This window comes from Mesorhizobium sp. B2-6-2 (assembly GCF_006440615.1).
Lineage (GTDB): Bacteria > Pseudomonadota > Alphaproteobacteria > Rhizobiales > Rhizobiaceae > Mesorhizobium.
The window spans coordinates 1018459-1039644 of record NZ_VFUG01000001.1 but is presented as its reverse complement, the minus strand read 5'-3'; the positions used below and the strand labels follow the sequence as shown (position 1 = coordinate 1039644).

General features: G+C 60.1%; 19 protein-coding genes and 1 pseudogene. 12 read left to right on the top strand and 8 right to left on the bottom strand.

From position 1 onward, the window contains the following. The first annotated feature begins 23 nt into the window (after positions 1 to 23). The 5 genes from nodI to FJ419_RS04955 all read left to right on the top strand — a co-directional run bounded on the left by nodI (position 24) and on the right by FJ419_RS04955 (position 7155). Positions 24 to 938, top strand: a complete 915-nt coding sequence (gene nodI / locus FJ419_RS04975) for a nodulation factor ABC transporter ATP-binding protein NodI (RefSeq protein ID WP_064993563.1) — start codon at positions 24 to 26, stop codon at positions 936 to 938. 3 nt (positions 939 to 941) lie between these two features. Further along, positions 942 to 1730, top strand: coding sequence for an ABC transporter permease (locus FJ419_RS04970; protein WP_064993578.1), 789 nt, complete (start codon positions 942 to 944; stop codon positions 1728 to 1730). 116 nt (positions 1731 to 1846) lie between these two features. After that, complete coding sequence (locus tag FJ419_RS04965; protein ID WP_064993564.1) at positions 1847 to 2584, top strand: sulfotransferase; 738 nt, start codon at positions 1847 to 1849, stop codon at positions 2582 to 2584. 138 nt (positions 2585 to 2722) lie between these two features. Further along, positions 2723 to 3898 (top strand): efflux RND transporter periplasmic adaptor subunit, encoded by a 1176-nt coding sequence (locus FJ419_RS04960; protein ID WP_086081372.1) that lies wholly within the window; start codon positions 2723 to 2725, stop codon positions 3896 to 3898. An 80-nt stretch (positions 3899 to 3978) separates the two neighbouring features. Next, positions 3979 to 7155, top strand: a complete 3177-nt coding sequence (locus FJ419_RS04955; protein WP_095790674.1) for an efflux RND transporter permease subunit — start codon at positions 3979 to 3981, stop codon at positions 7153 to 7155. Positions 7156 to 7364: 209 nt separating this feature from the next. Here FJ419_RS04955 and FJ419_RS04950 read toward each other — a convergent pair whose 3' ends face one another. The 5 genes from FJ419_RS04950 to FJ419_RS04925 all read right to left on the bottom strand — a co-directional run bounded on the left by FJ419_RS04950 (position 7365) and on the right by FJ419_RS04925 (position 13811). Further along, positions 7365 to 8039 (bottom strand): transposase, encoded by a 675-nt coding sequence (locus FJ419_RS04950; RefSeq protein WP_224655970.1) that lies wholly within the window; start codon positions 8037 to 8039, stop codon positions 7365 to 7367. A gap of 821 nt (positions 8040 to 8860) precedes the next feature. Then, positions 8861 to 9703, bottom strand: a complete 843-nt coding sequence (locus tag FJ419_RS04940) for a TIM barrel protein (RefSeq protein WP_064994854.1) — start codon at positions 9701 to 9703, stop codon at positions 8861 to 8863. A gap of 565 nt (positions 9704 to 10268) precedes the next feature. Next, on the bottom strand, positions 10269 to 10889 hold the full coding sequence (locus tag FJ419_RS04935) for an FMN-binding negative transcriptional regulator (RefSeq protein WP_064994855.1): 621 nt from the start codon (positions 10887 to 10889) through the stop codon (positions 10269 to 10271). Between the two features lie 478 nt (positions 10890 to 11367). Beyond that, positions 11368 to 12090 (bottom strand): B3/4 domain-containing protein, encoded by a 723-nt coding sequence (locus FJ419_RS04930; RefSeq protein ID WP_176479568.1) that lies wholly within the window; start codon positions 12088 to 12090, stop codon positions 11368 to 11370. 215 nt (positions 12091 to 12305) lie between these two features. Further along, positions 12306 to 13811 (bottom strand): PLP-dependent aminotransferase family protein, encoded by a 1506-nt coding sequence (locus FJ419_RS04925; protein WP_064994856.1) that lies wholly within the window; start codon positions 13809 to 13811, stop codon positions 12306 to 12308. A 68-nt stretch (positions 13812 to 13879) separates the two neighbouring features. On the opposite strand from FJ419_RS04925, the gene FJ419_RS31560 reads away from it, so the two are divergent. The 3 genes and pseudogenes from FJ419_RS31560 to FJ419_RS31550 all read left to right on the top strand — a co-directional run bounded on the left by FJ419_RS31560 (position 13880) and on the right by FJ419_RS31550 (position 15014). Further along, a complete protein-coding gene (locus tag FJ419_RS31560; protein WP_348642808.1) occupies positions 13880 to 14038 on the top strand; it encodes a hypothetical protein in 159 nt (52 codons plus the stop codon). Positions 14039 to 14040: 2 nt separating this feature from the next. Next, entirely contained in the window at positions 14041 to 14307 is a 267-nt protein-coding gene (locus FJ419_RS31555) for a PLP-dependent transferase (protein ID WP_064994857.1), read from the top strand. Between the two features lie 5 nt (positions 14308 to 14312). Then, positions 14313 to 15014, top strand: a pseudogene (locus tag FJ419_RS31550) (PLP-dependent transferase). Here FJ419_RS31550 and FJ419_RS31545 read toward each other — a convergent pair. Further along, positions 14986 to 15210, bottom strand: coding sequence for a hypothetical protein (locus FJ419_RS31545; RefSeq protein ID WP_348642809.1), 225 nt, complete (start codon positions 15208 to 15210; stop codon positions 14986 to 14988). The pseudogene FJ419_RS31550 and the gene FJ419_RS31545 overlap by 29 nt on opposite strands. Here FJ419_RS31545 and FJ419_RS04915 point away from each other — a divergent pair. Then, positions 15200 to 15511 carry a dihydrodipicolinate synthase family protein gene (locus FJ419_RS04915; protein WP_140688030.1) on the top strand — a complete coding sequence of 104 codons (312 nt, stop codon included), beginning with the start codon at positions 15200 to 15202 and terminating at the stop codon, positions 15509 to 15511. The genes FJ419_RS31545 and FJ419_RS04915 overlap by 11 nt on opposite strands. Before the next feature lie 712 nt (positions 15512 to 16223). Next, positions 16224 to 16415: a hypothetical protein gene (locus tag FJ419_RS04910; RefSeq protein WP_013533545.1), complete on the top strand. Its 192-nt coding sequence runs from the start codon at positions 16224 to 16226 to the stop codon at positions 16413 to 16415. A gap of 643 nt (positions 16416 to 17058) precedes the next feature. Here FJ419_RS04910 and FJ419_RS04905 read toward each other — a convergent pair. After that, the gene (locus FJ419_RS04905) at positions 17059 to 17772 is read right to left on the bottom strand and encodes a GntR family transcriptional regulator (protein ID WP_064994861.1); all 714 of its coding nucleotides are present in this window, start codon (positions 17770 to 17772) and stop codon (positions 17059 to 17061) included. A 326-nt stretch (positions 17773 to 18098) separates the two neighbouring features. Between FJ419_RS04905 and FJ419_RS04895 the strand changes: the two genes are divergently transcribed. Next, the gene (locus FJ419_RS04895; RefSeq protein ID WP_280952669.1) at positions 18099 to 18344 is read left to right on the top strand and encodes an ATP-binding protein; all 246 of its coding nucleotides are present in this window, start codon (positions 18099 to 18101) and stop codon (positions 18342 to 18344) included. An 869-nt stretch (positions 18345 to 19213) separates the two neighbouring features. On the opposite strand, the gene FJ419_RS04890 is transcribed toward FJ419_RS04895, so the two are convergent. Beyond that, on the bottom strand, positions 19214 to 19414 hold the full coding sequence (locus tag FJ419_RS04890) for an IS110 family transposase (protein WP_224655973.1): 201 nt from the start codon (positions 19412 to 19414) through the stop codon (positions 19214 to 19216). A 1022-nt stretch (positions 19415 to 20436) separates the two neighbouring features. On the opposite strand from FJ419_RS04890, the gene FJ419_RS04885 reads away from it, so the two are divergent. Next, a complete protein-coding gene (locus FJ419_RS04885) occupies positions 20437 to 21009 on the top strand; it encodes a periplasmic heavy metal sensor (protein WP_064994874.1) in 573 nt (190 codons plus the stop codon). The last annotated feature ends 177 nt before the right edge of the window (positions 21010 to 21186 follow it).

The window sequence follows — 21186 nt, the reverse complement described above, 5'->3', positions numbered from 1 at the left end:
TGTTTTCAGCCTGAGATAGACGTATGTCCAATGTAGCAATCGACCTTGACCAGGTAACCAAGTCATTTGGCAGCAAACTCGTTGTGAAAGGGTTGTCCTTCACTGTGGGGACGGGAGAGTGCTTCGGCCTGCTGGGGCCGAACGGTGCAGGCAAGAGCACCATTGCCCGCATGCTCCTCGGCATGACCCGGCCTGACTCCGGTAAGATCACGGTGCTCGGGGTGCCGGTGCCGGCTCGAAGTCGCTTGGCCCGCAAGGGCATAGGTGTCGTTCCGCAGTTCGACAACCTGGACCTGGAATTCACGGTCCGCGAGAACCTGGTGGTGTTCGGGCGATACTTCGGCATGAGCACACGGAAGATTCAAGAGGTCGTTCCATCTCTCCTCGAGTTTGCCCGCCTTGAGAGCAAGGCGGACTCACGTGTCGGCCAGCTGTCAGGCGGCATGAAGCGGCGTCTAACGTTGGCACGCGCGCTGATCAACGACCCACAACTTCTTATAATGGACGAGCCAACTACCGGCCTCGACCCGCACGCCCGCCACCTGATCTGGGAGCGGCTCCGTTTTCTGCTGGCGAGCGGAAAGACAATCATTTTGACCACCCACTTCATGGAAGAGGCTGAGCGGCTATGCGATCGGCTGTGTGTACTGGAGCGGGGACGCAAGATTGCCGAGGGCAGCCCTCATGCGTTGATAGACGAACATATTGGATGCAATGTGATCGAGATCTTTGGCGGCAATCCGCAGGAGCTGACTTCGCTAATCAAGCCGTACGTTCAGCGCATTGAGGTAAGCGGCGAGACACTCTTTTGCTATGCGCCCGATCCAGAGCAGGTGCGTGGCCAGCTTCGCGGGCGCGCAGGTCTGCGGATTCTGGAGCGCCCACCAAGTCTGGAGGACGTCTTCTTGCGGCTAACCGGACGCGAGATGGAGAAGTGAATGATGCGTGAAGATCTTGCGGCGGCACTGCCCGCCAACGCGTGGAACTGGATTGCGGTGTGGCGCCGCAACTATCTGGCGTGGAAGAAGGTCGCATTTGCGTCTCTTCTCGGTACTCTCGCCGATCCTTTAATTTACCTTTTCGGGCTCGGTACTGGTCTTGGCCTAATGGTGGGTCAGGTTGAAGGCGCCTCGTATATTGCCTTCTTGGCAGCCGGGATGGTCGCGACAGGCGCGATGACCGCATCGACCTTCGAAACAATATACGCGGTTTTCAGTCGCATGCGCGACCTGGGCACCTGGGAAGCAATCCTGCATACACAACTCACGCTGGGCGACATCGTTCTCGGTGAATTGGCGTGGGCAGCCACCAAGGCCTTTCTCGCAGGCACGGCAATTACCATTGTTGCTGCTACGCTGGGCTATGCGGCGTGGACGTCCGTGCCCTATGTGCTGCCGGTGGTCGCTCTCACCGGCTTTGCCTTTGCCAGCCTCGCAATGGTCGTCATCGCGCTCGCGCCCAGCTACCACTATTTTATATTCTATCAGACGCTCGTCATCACACCCATGCTGTTCCTGTCTGGTGCGGTCTTTCCAGTCGGCCAACTGCCAGGCGCCTTTCAGCGCGTCGCGGCCTTCTCCCCGCTGGCGAACTCTATCGACCTGATCCGTCCGGTAATGCTCGGCCATTTGGCAGACAACGTCGGGCTGCATATCGGCGCACTTTGTATGTACGCCGTATTGCCGTTTTTCCTCTCTGCTGCGCTGTTTCGTCGACGTCTGATGCGTTGATGCTGCTGCGACCGGCACGAGAGGATTGAGTCCAGTTCAAGACATAGCAGCCGAGCTTGTTGTGCCCTGGTCTGCCCTAAACCCTCGCGACCGCTACTAGCTGGAAACACATAGCAATGACTCACCCCACGCCTACGCCTCAGCCTTTTGTGATCCTTGCGATGCCAAGGACTGGCACACACTATCTCGAGGAATTGCTAAACGAGCATCCGACGGTACTAAGCAACGGTGAGCTGCTCAATGAGTATGATGCCAATTGGCCCGGGAAGGATCGCCTGCTACGCACCGATCGTGAGCTCCTCGAACAAGCCTACTTGCGCTATCCCACGCCAGACTACAAGAAAGTGACGCATGTCGGCTGCAAGATCAATGAACCCCAATTTCGCGAACGCCCAGCTTTTTTTGCCGAACTGACTCGTTGGCCAGCCCTCAAAGTCATTCTCGTAACTCGAAATATATTAGAATCGCTACGGTCCTTTGCACAGGCAAGACAAAGCGGGCAATGGCTGAAATTCAGTTCGGACGCCGCTCGGCCACCGCGCGTCCGATTGTCAATCGCTGACTGTGAGGCTTACTTCAAAGCCGCGGACGATTTCCACGCGCGCATTGAGCACTCCTTCACGTCGAGCCAGCTGCTCGTAGTGGAATACGAGAGCCTCCTTCACGAGCCCGCTGCTTGCTTAGGAAAGGTTTGGGATTTCCTGGGCGCGCCGACCATCGAGCTATCTGATCCAGCCAACCTTCAGCGCCAGGAAACGCGAGCGCTAGACCAGACCGTGCAGAATTTTGATGAGTTGCAGCTCCACTTCGCGGATGGACCTTACGCCCGGTTCTTTGAAGCGGGGACTCTCTGACTGGCGCCGTTCTCGGTTCACGGTCGCAGCCTAGCTTCTGTGCCATCTGATCGTGGTCGCTTCCCTGGGTTGGCTTCTCCGGCATCAACGAGGACCGCTTGCCTCATACAGAGGTGAACCCGCGGTGGAAAAATGACGATGCCCAACATCAGGTTTCACAAGCTTGCAGCCATTGTTGTGCTCATTGGTTTCGCGGCGTGGATGGCGACAGGCGAGTTTTCGTCGGTCGGCAGCGTAGCCGCCAACAAAGCCAAGGCAGCCGAAGCCGAACAGGCCAAGGCGCCGGACGCGGCCAAGCCGAAGACGGCTGAAGCCGAGCCGAAGGCACCGCTGCGCACCGTTGCGGTGGTGACGCCGCCACGCAAGACCTATGCACGCGCCATCCGCATTTCCGGGCTGACCGAAGCCGACAAGCGGGCGGTGCTGGCGACGCGCGTCGCCGGTGTCATCGACAAGCTGCCTGTCAAGCAAGGCGATCACGTCAAGACGGGGGATCTGGTGCTGATGCTTGCGGCGGAAGAAAAGATCTCGATGGTCGACAATGCAAAGCAGTTGGTGGTGCAGCGCCAGGCCGAGTTGGACGCAGCCTTGCGGCTGATGAAGACCGGCAATCTGCCGAAGCTGCAGCTCGACACCGCGCGCTCGAACCTGACCTCGGCGCAGTCGCAACTGGAAACGGCACAGGCCGAACTTGACCGCAACGAGGTGAAGGCGCCCTTCGACGGCGTTATCGACCGGGTGCCGGTGGAACTTGGCAGTTCCATCATGCAGGGCGGCGAGGTGGCAACCATCCTCAAGCTCGATCCGGTGATTGCCCGCGGCGAAGTCAGCGAGCGCGATCTCGGCTACCTGAAACTCGGGGACAAGGCCACCATACGGCTGGTCAGCGGCCAGACCGTCGAAGGCACCGTGCGCTACATCAGCCGCGACGCCTCTTCGGCGACCCGCACCTTCCGCGTCGAGGTTGCCGTCCCCAATGCCGACGGCTCCGTGCCGGCCGGCATGACGGCGGAAATCGCACTCAGCGCGCTGCCGACCGATGCGGTGCTGCTGCCGCGCTCGGTGGTGACGCTCGGCGACAAGGGCGACCTCGGCATCCGTGCCGTCGGCAAGGACAACAAGGTTGCGTTCTTCCCCATCGACCTCGTCGACGACACGCCGACCGGCTTGGTGCTTGGCGGCATCCCTGCCGATGCGCGCATCATCGTTGCCGGCCAGGAACTGGTGAAGGAAGGCGATGAGGTCAAGCCGGTCGAAGCCGACCAGGCAACCATCCAGAAACTGCTGGGCGAAGCGACCGCCGGCACGCAGTAGCATGGGGTACGGCGGACAGACCCCGGGCGGGGACACTTGGCTGCGACGCAGCTCGTGAAATTCAAGAACAGGCGTTAGCCATGGATATCGTCAGACTCGCAATCAACAATGCCCGCCTGACCATTTCGGTCCTCGTCTTCCTTCTGCTCGCCGGCTGGGTCGCCTATCAGTCGACGCCGAAGGAAGCCGAGCCCGACGTTCCGATTCCGATGATGTATATCAGCCTGATCTATCAGGGCATTTCGCCGGAGGATTCGGAGCGCCTTCTGCTGCGGCCGATGGAAAGCAAGCTGAAGAGCCTGAAAGGCCTCAAGGAAATGCGCTCGGCCGCCTTCCAGGGCGGCGGCTATGTGCTGGTCGAGTTCCAGCCGCAGACAAATCTGGCGACGGCCTTGCAGGACACGCGCTCCAAGGTCCAGGACGGCAAGGCCGACCTGCCGCAGGCGGCCGAAGAGCCGGTCGTTACCGAAGTCAACATCTCCGAATTCCCCGTCCTCGTCGTCACCCTGTCGGGCGAATTGCCCGAACGCGTGCTAGCCGCCGCGGCGCGCGAGTTGCGCGACCGCATCGAGGAAGTGCCAGGCGTCCTGGAGGGCTCGTTGCAGGGTTCGCGCGACGATCTTGTCGAAGTCGTCATCGATCCGATGAAACTGTCGTCCTACGGGTTGCAACTCGATCAGCTGATCGGCGCTGTCGGTGCCTCCAACAGTCTGGTCGCCGCCGGCAATATCGAAGGCTCGGAAGGCAAATACGCCGTCAAGGTGCCGTCACTGATCGAGACGCCCGAGGACGTGGCGGCCTTGCCCGTGGTCGCCGGCCCCAATGCCGTGGTGCAGGCCAAGGACATCGCGACGATCCGCTCGACCTTCGCCGATGCCACGACGATCACGCGCCTCAATGGCAAGCCGGCCATCGCCATCGAAGTCAAGAAGCGCATCGGCGCCAATCTGATCGACACGCTCGCCAAGGTCAGGGAGGTGTCCGACGCCTACGTCAAGACGATGCCGCAAGGCATGAACGTCACCTACACGCAGGACAAGTCGGTCTTCGTCAACCAGTTGCTCGGCGATCTGCAGAACCACGTCATGATCGCCGTCATCCTGGTGTTCATCGTCATCCTCTACGCGCTGTCGGGTCGTGCCTCGCTGCTGATCGGATTGGCCATCCCCTCATCCTTCCTGATCGGCATCCTGTTGCTGGCGATGATGGGCTACACGATCAACATGATCGTGCTGTTCAGCCTCATCCTGGCTGTCGGCATGCTGGTCGACGATGCCATCATCGTCACCGAGTTCGCCGAGCGACGCATGAGCGAGGGCATGCCGAAGGAGCAAGCGTTCGCGCTTGCCGCCAAGCGCATGGCTGGCCCGGTCATCGCGGCGACGATGACGCGCATTGCCGCCTTCTCACCGCTGTTGTTCTGGCCGGGCATCATCGGCGACTTCATGAAATATATGCCGATCACGCTGATCGTGACGCTCTCGGCCTCGATGCTCTATGCGCTGGTCTTCGCACCGACGCTGGGCGCCATATTCGCCAAGGCGCCCGCCCATCACCCCGACGACAATCGCGACGGCTGGTACATGGCCGTGGTCAAGCAGGCGGTGCATTATCCCATCACCGTGCTTGTCCTCACCGTGGCGCTGTTGTTTGGCGTGGGCTACGCCTATTCGAAATTCGGCGCCGGCGTCGAATTCTTCCCGAATGTCGAGCCTGACTACGGCCTGCTCTATGTCCACGCCCGCGGCAATCTTTCGCTTGCCGAAATGGACGCGGCCACCAAGACGGCGGAAAACCGGCTGCTCGGCTGGCCGGGCGTGAAGTCTGTCTATACCCGTGTCGGCAAGACGCAGGGCGGCGGCCAGGATGTGTCCGAGGACGTCGTCGGCGTCATCCAGTATGAATTCATCGACTGGCGCGAGCGCAAATCGGCCAACGATATCCTGAACGATTTGCGTGGCGTCATGGCCGGCATTCCAGGCGTCGACGTCGAGGTTCGCGTTCCGGAAGCCGGCCCGCAGACGGGCAAGCCGATCCAGATCAGGCTTTCGGCCGTCGACCCCAAGGGGCTCGACGACAAAGCGCGCGCGGTTGCGGCACGCATCGGCAAGGTGCCTGGCGTCATCGACATTTCCGACGGCCTCCCGCCGCCCGGCGTCGACTGGGCGCTCGAGGTCGACCGTGCCAAGGCAGCGCAATATGGCATCAGCCCAACCGCTGTCGGCACAGTGGTGCAACTGGTGACCAACGGGCTGAAGCTTTCGGAATACCGGCCTGCCGGCGCCGACGACGCCGTCGACATCAGGCTGCGTCTGCCGGAAGACCGGCGCACGCTGTCGACGCTCGACGAGCTCAGGGTGCAGACCTCGCAAGGCTCGGTGCCGATCTCGAATTTCGTCGTGCGCAAGCCGGAGCCGACGGTCGGTATCCTCAACCGTATCGACGGCGCGCGCACGGTGGTCGTCCAGGCAAACGTTGCCGCAGGCGCCCAGGTCGCGGCCGTGCAGGCGGAGGTCACCAAGGCCGTCTCCGGGATGGATCTCGGCAGCGGCATACGTTGGAAGCTGGCCGGCTCGAACGAAGACAGCGCCGAGGCCAGCGCCTTCCTTGGCAAGGCCTTCGGGGCGGCGATCTTCCTGATCTTCCTGGTGCTGCTGATGCAGTTCAACAAATTCACCAGCGTCTGGCTGGTGCTGTCCTGCGTGGTCATGGCGACGATCGGCGTGTTCCTCGGACTGCTGATAACAGGCGAGACGTTCGGCATCGTCATGTCGGGCATCGGCGTCATCGCTCTGGCCGGCGTGGTGGTGAACAACAACATCGTGCTGATCGACACCTATGACCGGCTGCGCGAAGAGGGCTGGGACAAGATGGAGGCCGTGCTGCAGACCTGCCGCGAGCGCGCGCGCCCGGTGGTGCTGACGGCGGTATCGGCCATTCTCGGCGTGCTGCCGATCGCCTTTGGCCTTGGGCTGGAAATCTTCCACCACGAGACGACGATCAACGCGCCGTCGACGCAATGGTGGATTTCGCTGTCCTCGGCGATCGTCTTCGGCCTGTCCTTCGCGACGGTGCTGACGCTGGTGGTGACACCCTCGATGCTGATGGTGTTCACCCGCGCCAAGATCAAGCCGGGCGCACGGCGCGGCTTGTTCAGCCGGCTGTACCGGCGCGGCAAGGGTGAGATCTCGTCGGATGCGCAAAAAGCGGATGCCGGTCCGGAACCAGCGATCGCCTTCCCGAAAGCCGCCGAATAGGCACGCTGCATGATTTGAATGGCAAAGGCCGCCCGGAACAACGGGCGGCCTTTTGCTTGTTTGCCCCGCAATACGGTGGGCAGTGCCTGACGCAAATGCTCTTCGACTTGCGTTCAGGTCCTTGGGAAGCGCAGACGCGTAAACTACGACCTCTCGGATAGCGGGCGTCGGACAAGAATTCTGGCGCTCCGATCCGCGATTCAGGATTACTAAAGCCCGAGCTTCCTCTTCAGTTCCGCGTTCTCCTTGCGCAGGCGTTCCGCGAGCAGGCTCTTCAGTCGCTTGTTTTCTTCCTCAAGCGCGACGAGGTCCTTCAGATCGTCACCAACCGGCGCCGGCGGCGTAGCTTTCTTCCATTGATAGTAGGTCTGTTCCGAGATGCCGGCCTGCTTTACGGCGCTCTTGTGGGTGGCGCCGCCACTGATAGACTTTTGTATGAGGGCGAGCATCTCGGCGCGCTCCTTTTCAGAGTAGGTCTTACGTCCGGTCGTCGCTGCTGGTGCTTCCTCCGCCTTAGACGCCGCGCTGGCATTCTTCCGAGCAGCTGGCCTAGGCTCAGCCTTCGCCTTCGGCGACCGTTTGGCCTTCTTCTTTTCAGGCATCTCCACTTTGGCTGCCGGTTGGGTTGTAGTTGTTACTGGTTCAGCGTCCAGGGAATTTGCCATGAGATGCTCCGCTCGCGGTTTGTGCCTGTGTTCAGCATCAAGCGCTACGACGCTTGAGTCAACAAGTCGATGATTTGGCAGATCCATCTCCTCGAGTTCTCTTCTTGTCTCGGCCGTTGCTGCGGTAAGATCGACACCGCTCCAGATGGAACCACTTCGCTTTTGAGAACTGCGCTTCTGTCTTATCTCGACCGTGAATGCCGGGGGCTGCCGCCTCATAGGTAGTTCCTTGTTGAAAACGAATTGCGCTGGAAGTCGCGGCAGGCGACGGGTGAAGGTCCGGCCGATTCTTCTGCAGTCGAGCTATATGCATCCGACCGCCCGAGCAAGACCTGTTGGTGACGTACACCGCGGACCATAACGATTCCTGCGAGTACCTAGAAGCAAGTAGGCACTATGCCATCTCTCGATATCGACCAGGTGGCGGAGTCCGCAGCATGCAAAAACTATCTATCGTGTCTTTGATTGTGCATCGACGGCAGGGGTACGAACTGAAAGGAACTGCTCAAGAGCCGATCCAATCTGTCTGTCAGTTCTGCGGGTCACGTGCCGGGACGGTGTAACTCGACGGGAGAAGCCGCTCGCGAGCGCGCGCTCAACAGCGCGGCAGTGAGCGAGCGGCGTAGGGGGGGGTTGGCGTGAAAGGGATTGAAGCGTCGGGCTCGAGGCCTTTATCGAGCGGGGGTTACATTCGCTTCGGCAGCGTGGAACGACACACGATCGATGTCTTTGAGCTGAACCCCGGACGTTGCGAGGCAGTGCTGAAGAAACCCCAAATCGGCTGGGCGCAAGCTCGCTTGACTTAGATCGGGCTACGCTAATGTTCGCCCCTCAATCAGACATGGTCTAACACAAAAGTTTCGATAGCCCGCCCCCTCAGCACCAGATCCAAGGTTTCGCCTTGCCGACCCATCTACTTGGCAGGGCCGCCCAAGGCGGTCCATGGCCAGTCTTGAAACAATGGCGACCCGCAAAGCACCTGCATGATCAGGGCACAGGAGCGATCTCCAATGACTTCTCCGCTCAATTGCCTCCGCGCCTCAAACCGGAACTCGCCTGAGAAGCCCGCGTCGGATGAGATCGATGCTGGCGGCAAATGCGCCTGCAAAGTCATTTAACGCATGGACCTCCTCCACAAGCTCAAAGGAGAAGGGGCCCGAATAGCCGCCATCGAGTAGCGTCCGGATTTGGCTGCAATTGTCCGAGCCGCCCAGGATGCGATCCGGGCGAATCCAGAAGGTTGGATCGTTTATGCTCGAAATGTGCACGAGACCGGTCAAGTCGCAGAAGAAGGACGTCTCGCTGGCAAGCGTGTGGTGGAATGTATCGTGGACAAGCCGGAAGGCGGACTGGCCATCAACCGAGGCAATGGCGCTAGCCGCTTCTTTTTTCGACCGAAGTGAGGAGGTCTGGAACCCAAGCGGCTCGATATACCCAACGAGACCCCGCGACTGAAGTATTGGCTTTAGCGCCTTTAAGGCGACGCGGAGATTGCCTTGGCGCTCGGCATTGGCGGACCGCGAACCGTCGTTCACCGGCACCAGCATGAGCGCCTGGGCGCCGCAGGCGGCCGCATAATCGGCGAGCTTGCTGGCCTCGGCTTTGCGGGCGGGAGTCCACTCGTCGAATCGCTGCAAGGCGTTGACTGAGATAATCGTGACTCCCGCTTCGGCAGCGGCAGCCCGGATATCCGCCGACGGCTTGCCGCGCACAACAGCCTTGCTGCAAGGATTAGTCCGGACTTGCACGTCGGTCAGACCGAGATCGCGGGCGAGTGCGAGGAACGTCATGACGTCAAGCCCAGGTGTCGCCATATGGTCGAGCGCAAACCGAAGCGGCGCCAGGCGCACGGAGTGGCGTTCTTTCATCAAGGCGGCCGCCATTCGCGGCTCACTGGCCGTTTCTCGATTTTCAAGGCCGAAATGTTCGGCATAGGGAGGCGAGCCGGTCGAAGTCACCCGCTCTCTATTCATAGGATTGTCTATCATTGTGAGCCGACTTTCACGCAACGGGTACCACCGCGCCTCTTGAGACATTCATCTGCTAAGCGAAATGACCGAAGATGGATCCAGCCTACCCAGCCGCTTCTGCAGAGTGAGTACCAGGCCGCAAGGATGCTGAACCGCTCCGGAGCCAAACTGATGTGGCCGGCTGCTCCGCCGTAGCGAGGTGGACGGCCAGTGCAATCATAGGGCCTCCCCGACCTCTCCCTCAGGCTCTGATTCAATCCAGGACGCGCTGCTGTGCGGCCTTTAATGGCTCTGGGCACAAGGCCAACGCGTCGGCGAGCGTATTGAACGCAATCGGGGCGACCGCCGGCGAGACTGCGGGCGACAACATAGAGTCGCCGAGCACCAGGCGTTATCGCCAGCACAAAAGCCGCGGCAAGGCGTGGGGCGAGTTGCGTCAAATTTGTCATGGTGGTCGATACCAACGAAGTTTATGTTGCTAAGGGATGAAGGAGGCGACCTCACGGTCAGATGCCCGCTCGCTCGCTGCGAGGCCCGCAGCCACTCCGGCACGGTCGGCCGCGTTCCGATTCTGGCTCATCTTGCGCTTGCCCTCGATCCTCGTGATCGACATGCGCAGACCCACAATTCCGCGGAGTTGGGCCTGCACGAAATCCGACGGCGCATCCGACACCGCCCAGGGCGAGACGCGCTCACCCTCTTGGTGGTCGGTCAGGCGATTCACGGCCTCCAGCAGCCTCCCGGTGTCCTCGAAGAACTCGACCGGGCCATAGGCGTGGACGGTGACGTAATTCCAGGTAGGCACAACCTTCCCGGTTTCCTGTTTGGTCGCATACCACGCCGGGGTCACGTAAGCTTCCGGCCCCATGAAGATGGCCAGACCGTCGCCCAGCGGGGGAACACGGCACTGTGGATTGGCCTTGGCGAGATGGCCGTAGATCACGCCGTGCTCGCCCTCGCTTTCATCAAGCAAGAGGGGCAGCGGCGAGGCGAAGAGTCCCTCGGCCGTCGCGGTGACGAAGTTCGCCAGAGGAGATGCGCGGACGCTCGCCCGCAGGAAATCCATATCATCATCGCGGAAGGCGGGAGGGGTGTACATCGGGGGAACTCCGTGTGTGCGCTGCAGGTCGGGATACCGGCAATCTGACCCTCAGGAAACAGCCAGTTAATTACAAATGAAGTCGTCCAGTTGGTGAAGTGACCTGGCGAGCCCAGATCATCGGGCCAACTATCTTAGTGGCCCAACAGTCGTAGAGGGCCGTGTGTCCAGCTTGCGTAGCCCAGCAGGACCTGTGTGACGCCGAGCTGGCGCCGTCCTCCCGGGTTGGCAAAATTAATTAGGACACAGCATGTGCCGCCGAGCCGCTGGCGGTGTCGGCGGCAAGCTCGCGACCCGCAGATATGGCTGCGTACCGATCTGCTCGGGAAGTTAGCCTTCGAAGGAGGCGGAGAGCTCCCCCGACGGGTGAGCATACGCCTCTCGATCGACATCTCTGATAGGCTTCCGTGCTGCCGGCCTGCCTATCAGGCCGCGCATGCAGGCCAGCTCAGCCGCGATGACAGGGATGGCACGTTCCTCAACCGACCCGCCTGGCGGAACTGGCGACCGAGGCTTTTGCGGTGGTGATTTCCTGTTCGTAAACCTTACACCCTGGTGCAAGCTCTCTCAGACCGCTCACGAGCATCTTAGCTGCGTCCTCGAGCGCTCCCTCCGGCATCGCTGCTAAGCTTTCCAAAATAAACCACATGCGGCCGCCCACCGTCTCCAACCGGGTGCGCGTGCCCTGCCGCCAGTTCCAGCGGCGACATGTAACTGCCAGATCGTCGCGCCAGATGACCTCCCCCTTGGAAGGCTGTTCGACGACCGCTTCGCCATTCAAAACAGTGTGGAAGCACTCCGTTCCTTCCGCAATTGTCAGCCGTGGTTTACCGACGTATGCATCGAAATTTTCGCCGCCGACGGGTATTGCGAAACGCAGGCTCACTGCATTGTAGAGGTCAACGACAGGATTTATCGATGGGATGCGGCCGTCCCTCTCCACCCGTTTTTTCAATGCGTGCGCCGAGCACGGCGTCCGGTTTGGTTTTGCTCCGAATCGGACGTATGCCTCCGCCCAATTGGCTAAGTGCGCTTCTCCCCAGGCGGGTCCTCCCGCTCGGACGAAATCGCAAGCCTCTCCCAACACGTCTCGAGCCATGACGCCTCGCGCACTGTCCTGTGCATCAACAAGAATGCTGATAGCGCGAAAGTCAGGTGCGATCTCTGCCATTTCCTCGTCGATCAGCGGAAAATCCATCAACGCTTTCTCCTTTAAGCCGGCCGCACGGCGCCTTGCTTCCACTGGATGTAGGAGTCTCGTCGAGAACTCTCTTCGCCAGGTCGCAGGGTCAGAGTACTGCCCTGGACCCTGACTGGGCGACAGGGCCAGTCATGGCAAGTCTTGCTGATCCAGTCTGCGATCGCTGCCGGCGTGACTCTGGGGTCACGAGCCAGGCCTGTGCACCGTCAGGCCGGTTATTGAGGATGTTGCCGAGTGCTCGCAAGGCTTTTTACCCGTTGAACAGCGCCAGTAAGGAGCCGAACGCCATTCTCGATCTGCCGAATGGTCAGGGCGGAATAGCCCATCACCAGTCCAATCCGGTCAGCACGGCCTTCATCTCGAATGTATAGTGATGAAATCGGATGGATGCCCACCCCGACCCGCCGCGCCTCTTCAACCAGGATGTCCTCCAGCGAGCGAGAAAGATCCTTGAACCAGACGACGACATGCAGCCCTGCATCAGCACCCTCGATGACAATACTGTCTGCGAACGCGCGTTGAAGGACGGCAAGCAGCGCCTCTCGACGCTCGCCGTTGAGACGGCGGACGCGTCGCACATGGCTTTCATAACCACCGCTCTCGATAAGTGAGGCCAGGGCCTCCTGTTCGGCAACCGGAGAATGCCTGTCGAGAAGCTGCTTGGCCGTCGCAAAGACATCTTGCAACTCGGCCGGAACCACCAGGTAGCCGATGCGCAGCATCGGCGACAGTGTCTTGGAGATCGTCCCAACATAGATCACGGAACTGCGGTCTTCCAGCTTGTGCAACGGGGGCACCGGACGAATGTCGTACCGGTACTCGCCATCGTAATCGTCCTCGATGATATAGGCGTCGTTGCGCCGAGCCCATTCGAGAAGCTGATAGCGCCGCGAAATCGACAAGACGCCGCCGAGCGGGAACTGGTGCGACGGGGTGACATAGGCCAGCCGCGCCGGAATTTCCTGCAGCAGCTCCGTCTTCATGCCCTCGCTATCGACGGCGACGGCCACTGGAGTGGCTCCTGTGCTGGCAAAGACCAGGCGCGCCATTCTATAGCAGGGATCCTCGATCACGAAGCTGTCAGCAGGATCCAGCAGCAGACGCGCGCAAAGGTCCAGGCACTGTTGTGATCCACTCACGACGAGGATCTGCTCGACCCGGCAGCTAAGCGTTCGGGCGCGCCACAAATATCCCTGCAACGCCTGGCGCAAGCGATGCGAGCCGCGTGGATCGTGATAGGCCAGCCTTCCGGTACTTTGTGACATCGCCGCGTTCATCGCGCGCTTCCACGTCAGTGCAGGGAAATCAGATGGTGCGAGGTCGCCGTAGCGGAAATCGACCTTGAGACGGTTGGGGAGGTAGTCGGACCGTGGCGGACTGGCGCGCAGTCGCTCGCCGTAACTGGAAAGGTGAATCGGGCCAGTCCGTTTCGGCACCGCGCTGGTCGCTTTACTCCCGACTAGCGAAGCTGCAACGCGAGGTCTTGCGCCTTGGATGACCTCAATGAAACCCTCGGCGACCAGCTGGTCATATGCCACCGTCACCGTGGTTCGCGACACACCGAGTTCATTTGCGAGGCCCCGGGACGACGGCAGTTGGCTGCCCGTTTCATAGATGCCGCCCAGGATCTGCTCGCGAAGAGCTTCGCAGATCTGGCGCGCGCCCAGACCTTGAGGGCGAGCTGTCGAAGCGGCAGGAGAAGGCTGGACCATTTCTTTCATCGCCAACTGAACGTTCCATCTGAGTTAGTGTGACGGCATTGTCCCCGAAATCAAGAGGGCTAAAGCCGATGGCCAGCGCCGAAGATCCGCTTGAAAACGAGGCAATATCAATGCCATTCCGGAACGAGGTCGACCTCGCATTTGCCACCCGGGTCATCCATCACGGCTACGATCCGGCCGGCTTTTCCAATTCCGTTCAGACGCCTGTGTTTCTTACATCGACCTAGATTTGAAGGCGTGGCAGCAAACGAAGCCGCCGCAGCCCTTGGCGGAAGACTTCTACGCACGCGAATACAACCCGACGACTGGGGTCCTCGAAAAGCGGCTCGCCAATCTCGAAGGAGCCGATGCTGGGCTGGTACTCGCCTCGGGGATGGCGGCCTTCGGCACGCTGATCCTTTCGCTGCTTTCGCAAGGTGACGAACTCATCGTCCACAACACCGTTTATGCCAATGCACTCGCCATGGTCGAACAGGGCCTGCCGCATTTTGACTAAGGTCGTTGCCCTCGACCTGTCAAATCCCAGTAATCTCAAGGGGGCCATCACCGAAAAGGACTCGGCTCGTTTTCTTCGAGACGCCGATCAACCCGTTGAGCCGTATCCTCGACATCGCTGCCATTGCCAAACACGCCCACTCTCGCGGCGTGAAGGTCGCGGTCGACAGCACCTTCGCCTCGCCCGCCCTCCAGCGTCCGCTGGAACTCGGAGCTGACATCGTGATCCATTCGCTGACCAAGTACATCAACGGACATGGCGATGCGCGGGGCGGTGTCATACTCGGCGATGCGAAGACATTGCACCTGTTGCGCGAAACTGGCCTGCGCTATCCGACCCGGGCAGCGCTCTCGCCCATGTCCGCGTTCCTGATCTTGCGCGGGCTGAAGACACTCACGCTGCGTATGGAGCGTCACAGTGCCTCTGGGCTCGCGGTCGCCCAGGCGCTCGACGCACCGGGCTGTGGCTTGGGTTAGCTATCCGTTTCTCCGCTCTCATCCCGACCATGAGATCGCGCGCAGACAGATGTCGAACGGCTCAGGCATGTTGGCTCTCCAAACGGGGTTCGAGGGCGCGCGCCGTATGATGGACGGTCTCACGTTGATCACCAGGGCAGTCAGCCTTGGCGATGCTGACCGTCTCATTTATCATCCGGCAAGCCTGACCCGCTCGCGCAAGTTAATCTGCAAGGACGCGCATTTGCCTGAAGCAGTCGGCGACGACCTCATGCGCCTGTGGGTAGGACTTGAAGACGCCGTCGCTGCCGTCACTATCGCTTGGCGTAAACCGCGAGCGGGACTCGTCCACCCGTTTCGTCCAGCGCCTCGGAAAAGCCCGACGGCGTTCCTCGCGTGACAGATACATGTAAGTGCCGGTGCTGCCGAGCAGGCCGATGGAATCCACCTTTGCTGCACAGGGCGCCGATTTGATCACCGATCTCAAGCAGGCGAACGTGGGCGCTTTGCGCACCGATGAAGCGGTAAAATATGCAAGTGATGCGAAGGCCCTCGGCGCAGCCGCGGGATTTTCGCCGCTTTGTCCTACAGTCCGCTCACTGAGGACGAGGTTTTCGAGCATTTTTACGACAGTGGCGCGCGAAAGTGGCCTTCCGATCGTGATCTACGACGATCCTGCAAACACGCATTTTCGCTTCACGCCAGCACTCATCCGCGTCTGGGACAGCTGCCTGAGATCCTCGCTATGAAAAACTCAGCGGACCGGGGCGATGCTATCGAAGGCCAACTTGCGTACCAGAAAGAAATATTGCCGAAAGAATTCTCAATCGGCTACAGCGGCGACTGGAACGTCACGGCGGCCCTGATCGCGGGCGCCGATGCATGGTACAGCGTCCTCGGTGGCATCTTGCCGGAGCCCTGCCTGGGGATCGTCAGAGCGGCTCGGCACGGCGACCACACAGAAGTACACGGGTTAGACGCTACGCTGGCCCGGTGTGGGAGCTTTTTAAAACGTTCTCGAGCCTTCGCATTGTCTACGCTATCGCAGAGCTCCTCGAAATCTGTTCCGCCCAGCCCCCACGGCCAATCAAGCCGGTTTCCGCTGCCGCGAAGTACCAGGTCGCCGAAGTCCCGGCCCGTTTAGGATCAGGTGCCCCAATCGTAAGCCCCGCTTTCGAGTGGTGTGCTGACCACCGACGGATTACAGCTCTCGACCCCTACCCAGCGAGCTCACCGTGTGTGCCGAGGGAGCGCAGCACCTCCCGTCCCTCGGGACCACATCCTTGCTCAGCGGCTTGCGAGGCCAGCTCTCACTGCGGCACAGTTCTGGCAAAATGTCATCGTCCGAGCATGCTACTCCTCCTGATTGTGTCAAGTTTAAATCAAATTGTCCTATGTATGTTCACCGTTGCGCGACACTGACCTCGTAGAGGGCTGACGCGGCGGCTACTGAGAGGTTAAATGAAGAGCGATTTTTCCGCGGCCCGGGTGCATTTAGATCGGGCGTACCACTATCTTGGTGGTGATGACCCGATGAGCCAGACGGGGCGTGAAGCCTTGGACGCTATAATTGAGGCGGTCGCCTTCGAAGAATTCAAACAGCCCCGCCAACAGGCGGAGGTGCTACCATTTCCGGATGTGCGTCGCTTCTGAGACGATCGCCCTAGCTATTGACCTGTGGAGCAAATCCTCCCTGCTCCCCAGGCATAACCGGATGGGTAATAGCCATGAAGGCCTGGGGCGCGCATCCACGATGCCGGGCAGGTAGCGAACCCCATGGCCGGGGACCACGCGGTCGATTGGGCCAAGGTCCTGTCCGAAGCGCTGAGGAGAGTTTCCTTTCGGGCGAGACCGTGACGTCTGTCGCCAGACGAGGGGGCGTGCGCCGGCGAGCCTCGGCGTGGCGCGCCGAAGCGGTGCCGTACGCCGTTCGGCGGCCTTGTTTGTTGAGAATGCCGGCGATGACGGCGTCGGGTATGCGGTGCAAGCCCCCGCAGCAGCACCAGCGTGTGCTCGTCCGTACGACGAGGAGCGGGCCAGCGGGCCGACGCACATATCTACTTTGAACGCTCCGGCTGGCCCCCGTCTGGAAAAATTCCCGAAAATTGGCGCGATCGAAGCTTTTGAGCGGTGTTCGCTATAACCTTCACATCAATCACCGCGCCAATCCGTCAGGCGCGAGGCTCGCGCGGGCAAGTCGATGTTGCATTAGTTAATCCTCCGGGGAATCCGCAAAAGCGCCGGCAGCAACAGCAGCAAAAGTGAGCCAGAGCCACATCTCAGTGGAAACCGCCGGTCAGCTCTCGTCGAAATTCGACTGCAATGTCTTCAACCAGCTCTCTTTCGTATCCCCGGCACGAAGATTACCCTCCAGCACAAGCTCGGGGACGGTTTCAATTGTCGCACTGAATTGCCGACCAATATTTGCGATCGCCCCATTTTTGTCTTGCTTGTCAAGAAGCTCTACAAGCTGTCTCATATCAGTTATAATACATGATAGACGCTCCGGCCGTTGCAAATCCAAAAGACGTACATATCTCGTTCGGATGTTGAACTCATGAACGAGATCCAGCATTTTTCCATTGTTTCCACCCTCTGCGATCTTCTCATAAAATACCTCGAGGAACTCCCCAAACAAAATACAGTCGTTAGAGCTGGGGATCGTAGGAAGCGTCGACCACGGCTTGGAATGCTCATCTGGGCCTTCCCTGAAAACACCCTGAAGTATTGCGTTGGCAACACCATACTCATCTGATAATTGCTTTGTATCCAGCTTTCTTGTGTAGTAGCCATTGCGAGGAGATCCGACGATGTACTTTTCGGTTTCGATCTGAATCAATGCCTCGCGTAACGGGGTAACGCTCGTTTTCAGGGTAACGCTGATTAGACGTGGGTCGAGTCGCGTATCGGGGGGCACCTTAAAATCGACGATAAGTTTCTTCAATGCTTTATAGAGTCGATTGGCCTTGGACCGATCCCATCCTGGTGTATCTTCGTGCTGCCTATACATGCCTTCTCCTGGGAGAATGGTTTCTGCTATTCAAAGAAGCTTGGGCTGCAGCCCCACTCCTGGTGTCCCTCGCCCGCCCGATCTGCCCTTACAACCCGGGGGAGCCGGTTAGATGGGGCTGATCCTCGTGCGCGCAAGTGACATTTTTGCCCCACGGGGACATTTGAACCTCGCCGCCACATCAAACGGTGAGCCAAAGCGGCCGCTTTGAAGCTGGCCTCAGCGAGCTTCGCCATGCCATCGGTATCGTTCTTGTTTCGTTAAGTTTCGCTTAAGGCGCACCAGAACCTGGTCGTCGCCGGCCAGACCGGGATCGAAAGTCATGGCTGGCCTGCGCCTTCGACCGTCAGGCGGCACGGCTCGATCATTCCGTGCTCTACCTGCGCGTTTTACGGCTCTCCGAGGGATTTGCGTTCGCCCGCATTGATGGCCGCTGCCGCCGCCTCATCTACAAGCTCACGCGCGTGCGGCTCCTCATCCTCGACGACTTCGGAACGCACTCCCTCATTGAGGAGCAGCACTTCCATCTGTTCGAAATCGTCGAGAAACGCTATCGACGCAAACCACCCTGATCACCGCCTGTTGCCAGATGGCATCATCGCCGAGCTAAATATCAGGGGCCGCCGCCATTCTCGACAGGCTCGCTCACCGCAGCGCTCCAGTGCGAAAGCAAAGCCGCTGCGTCTCCTATGAAGTCAGTGCGTGTCGCAGCCTCACTTTGCCAGAGCGCCGCCTCTATTCACTTCCCATGGTATATTAGTGAACAAATGTCCGCGTACTTAGCATCACGTCGTTCGCTGCCTGCAGTGCCTGCCCCCGTCACCTTCCGCCCTTCCATTGTGGAGAATCTGATCCAAGTGGCCAGCCGAGGTGTTCATGGGGCGCGCGATTGCGGGTAATCCTCTACGCTCCACTCGTCATTATTGCACGTCCGATAGCCAAGGCAATTCTGGGCAGCGCTGACATTTCCGCAAACACGCGCCGCACGATTTCCTCGGCGATCCGCTCCGGGGTCGACGTGGGCTCGTCTTCGGCCGGGACGAACGATGCCATGCCGGCGAGGCATTCGCGCAGCATGCGCCACGACCTTCGCCGCAGCGGGAACTGGCTTCATGTACATGCGCAAATTAGTCCTAAAGAAGATCGAGTGCGCGATCAAAATCATCGTCGACACCAGACGCGGGCACCAAGCGCTAGATTCCTTCCACCGTCATGATTGCTGACAACGGCCTTTGGCGTAGAAATTGGCCCGCCACTCGATCGGCGATCGAGGCACTTGGACTGCGGATATCAGGTGCAAGAGGCGGACTTGACGCCCTGACGGGCCGCATTTTTGCCTGGACGCGCCGGCGCGTCTGGAACGACCCGATCGCGAACGACGTGTGGCAGCGCTTCGATCGGGTCGACCTTGCGCCGGCCGATGCGGTCTGATCCTGTAAGCTCAGGCGCCCTCGACCAGCGCGCGCCGGGCATGGGTGTTGCCGGCCGTTGCGATGCGGCCCGCGCCAGACGGTCTCGCCACTCGATTGCTCGCCGGGACCAGGCCGAAGTAGGCCATGAGCCGGCGTGGATTGAAGAAGCGGGTGAAGTCGCCGACTTCCGCAACCAGCACCACGGCATTGGCTGACGCGATACCGCGTATTGCCTGCAGGCATCACCCACCGAGCGCCGGTTCATTCCGGGATCGGCTGAGTATCTGTTACTGGACCTGCTGCAGGCGCCGTTCCGCATCATGACGGCATCGACGTAGTCCTGAATCCGACCTGCTGAGCGGGATGTTCGAAGGCCAATGTCAAAAGCAATCGGCAGCAAGCCATTCGCCAGGCCGCCCCACGCTCTTGCTTATGCCCGTGACGCAGCAGAAATCGCGAAGACGTTCATGCGCTCGCGTCAATATCTGTCGCACGACGGGGCTACACAGGCGATCAGGTCGCGAATGGCTTCGTGATCGTTATGGGCACCCAGACGGGGGTCAACTCTCCGGCCCGATTGCGGCGGGCGAGCATGGTGGCATCCCGACGGTTTATCTTCACCCGATCGCCGGCCGCCTCGGAATCAGCGATGACGCCACCACGTCGCAGCGATGACTCAGGCTTGTGAGTTGGCGATAACGGCCATAACCGCACGCGCCGGTCTCCTAGCCAAACGCTAGCGGCTTGCCGGAATGCCCAGACGGTTGCAGAGCTTTTTGATGGCATCAGTGTCATTGGGAATCTCGCCGAAATATTCCAGCGATCCGCCGCGTCAGCTCGCTGCCACCGCGATCGAAATCCGCTCCTTGTGAATATCCACATATGGCCCGCCTCTTGTGCATGAGGCACTGCGCCGGCCAGCTGGCTTAACCCTCGGCCGTTGCTTATCGGATGACGGGCCACCCTCAGGCCCAGCAGTCATAAGGGGTACGTGGAGTCGCCGCGGCTCCTGACGCTATCACATCAATCCAGAAGTTGAACAATAAGTCAGACTATCTTATCAATAGGCTCTTATGCCTCTTCAACTGTAGGCGACATGCCCGATTGCATCGTTTCGCGCAAAAATAGTCGGATATATTTAGAAATATACTTATATTCTCTTGCCTTCTAACTGGCACAAACCTATCTGCTGCAAATGCCGGTTCTACTGATCCAGGCATTCCACTCGACCAACATTCAAAGGAATATGTTCATGCCCCAAACTGAACCCTCTGCGTGGCAGAAACTTCGTCAACATTTCTCCCGCACTCCGAAGTCGAAGAACTGGGGCAAGCGCATCGCAATCGGCGGCATTGCGGTCGTCACGCTTGCCAGCGTCGGCGTCTCTGGCGCGCTCAGCCAGGGTTACGGAGGCGTGCAGCGCTTCGACGTCGGCGGCGGCCACGGCGGACCCGACATGCACATGCAGACCGGCCTCCGCCATGGGACGGGCTACTGCGCGCATGACTTAGGGTCCAAGCTCGTTGATCTTGACATCACGCCCGAGCAGGAAGAAGAGTTGGCGGCGATCACCGACCAGGTCCATAACCATATTCGCCTCATCAAGCAGGGCTTAATCCAGGCGCACAATGATCTCGCCGAGCTGCTCAGCGCGTCAACCCTCGATCCCGACGCAGTGGAGGAGGTGCGCGCCGAGATTGTCGAGTGGGCCGGCGAGGCTTTGCGCGCGCTGACGACCGATCTGCTGGATGCCACCGAGGTGTTGACGGCCGAGCAGCTTGAGCAGTTGCTCGACGATTTCGGGGATCTCGAAGATCGCGGATAAGCTCTGTACGAGCACAGGTTCGAACGGAGCGGACAAACGAGCATGGCGGACCAGGTCCTCATCGTCGATGAAGACAGGCGGCTGTCCGCCATGCTCGCGGAATATCTGACGGGTTACGGGTTTCGTGTGCTAACGGCGGACACGGGGGGGGGCATTGCCGACATCGCGCGGCAGTAC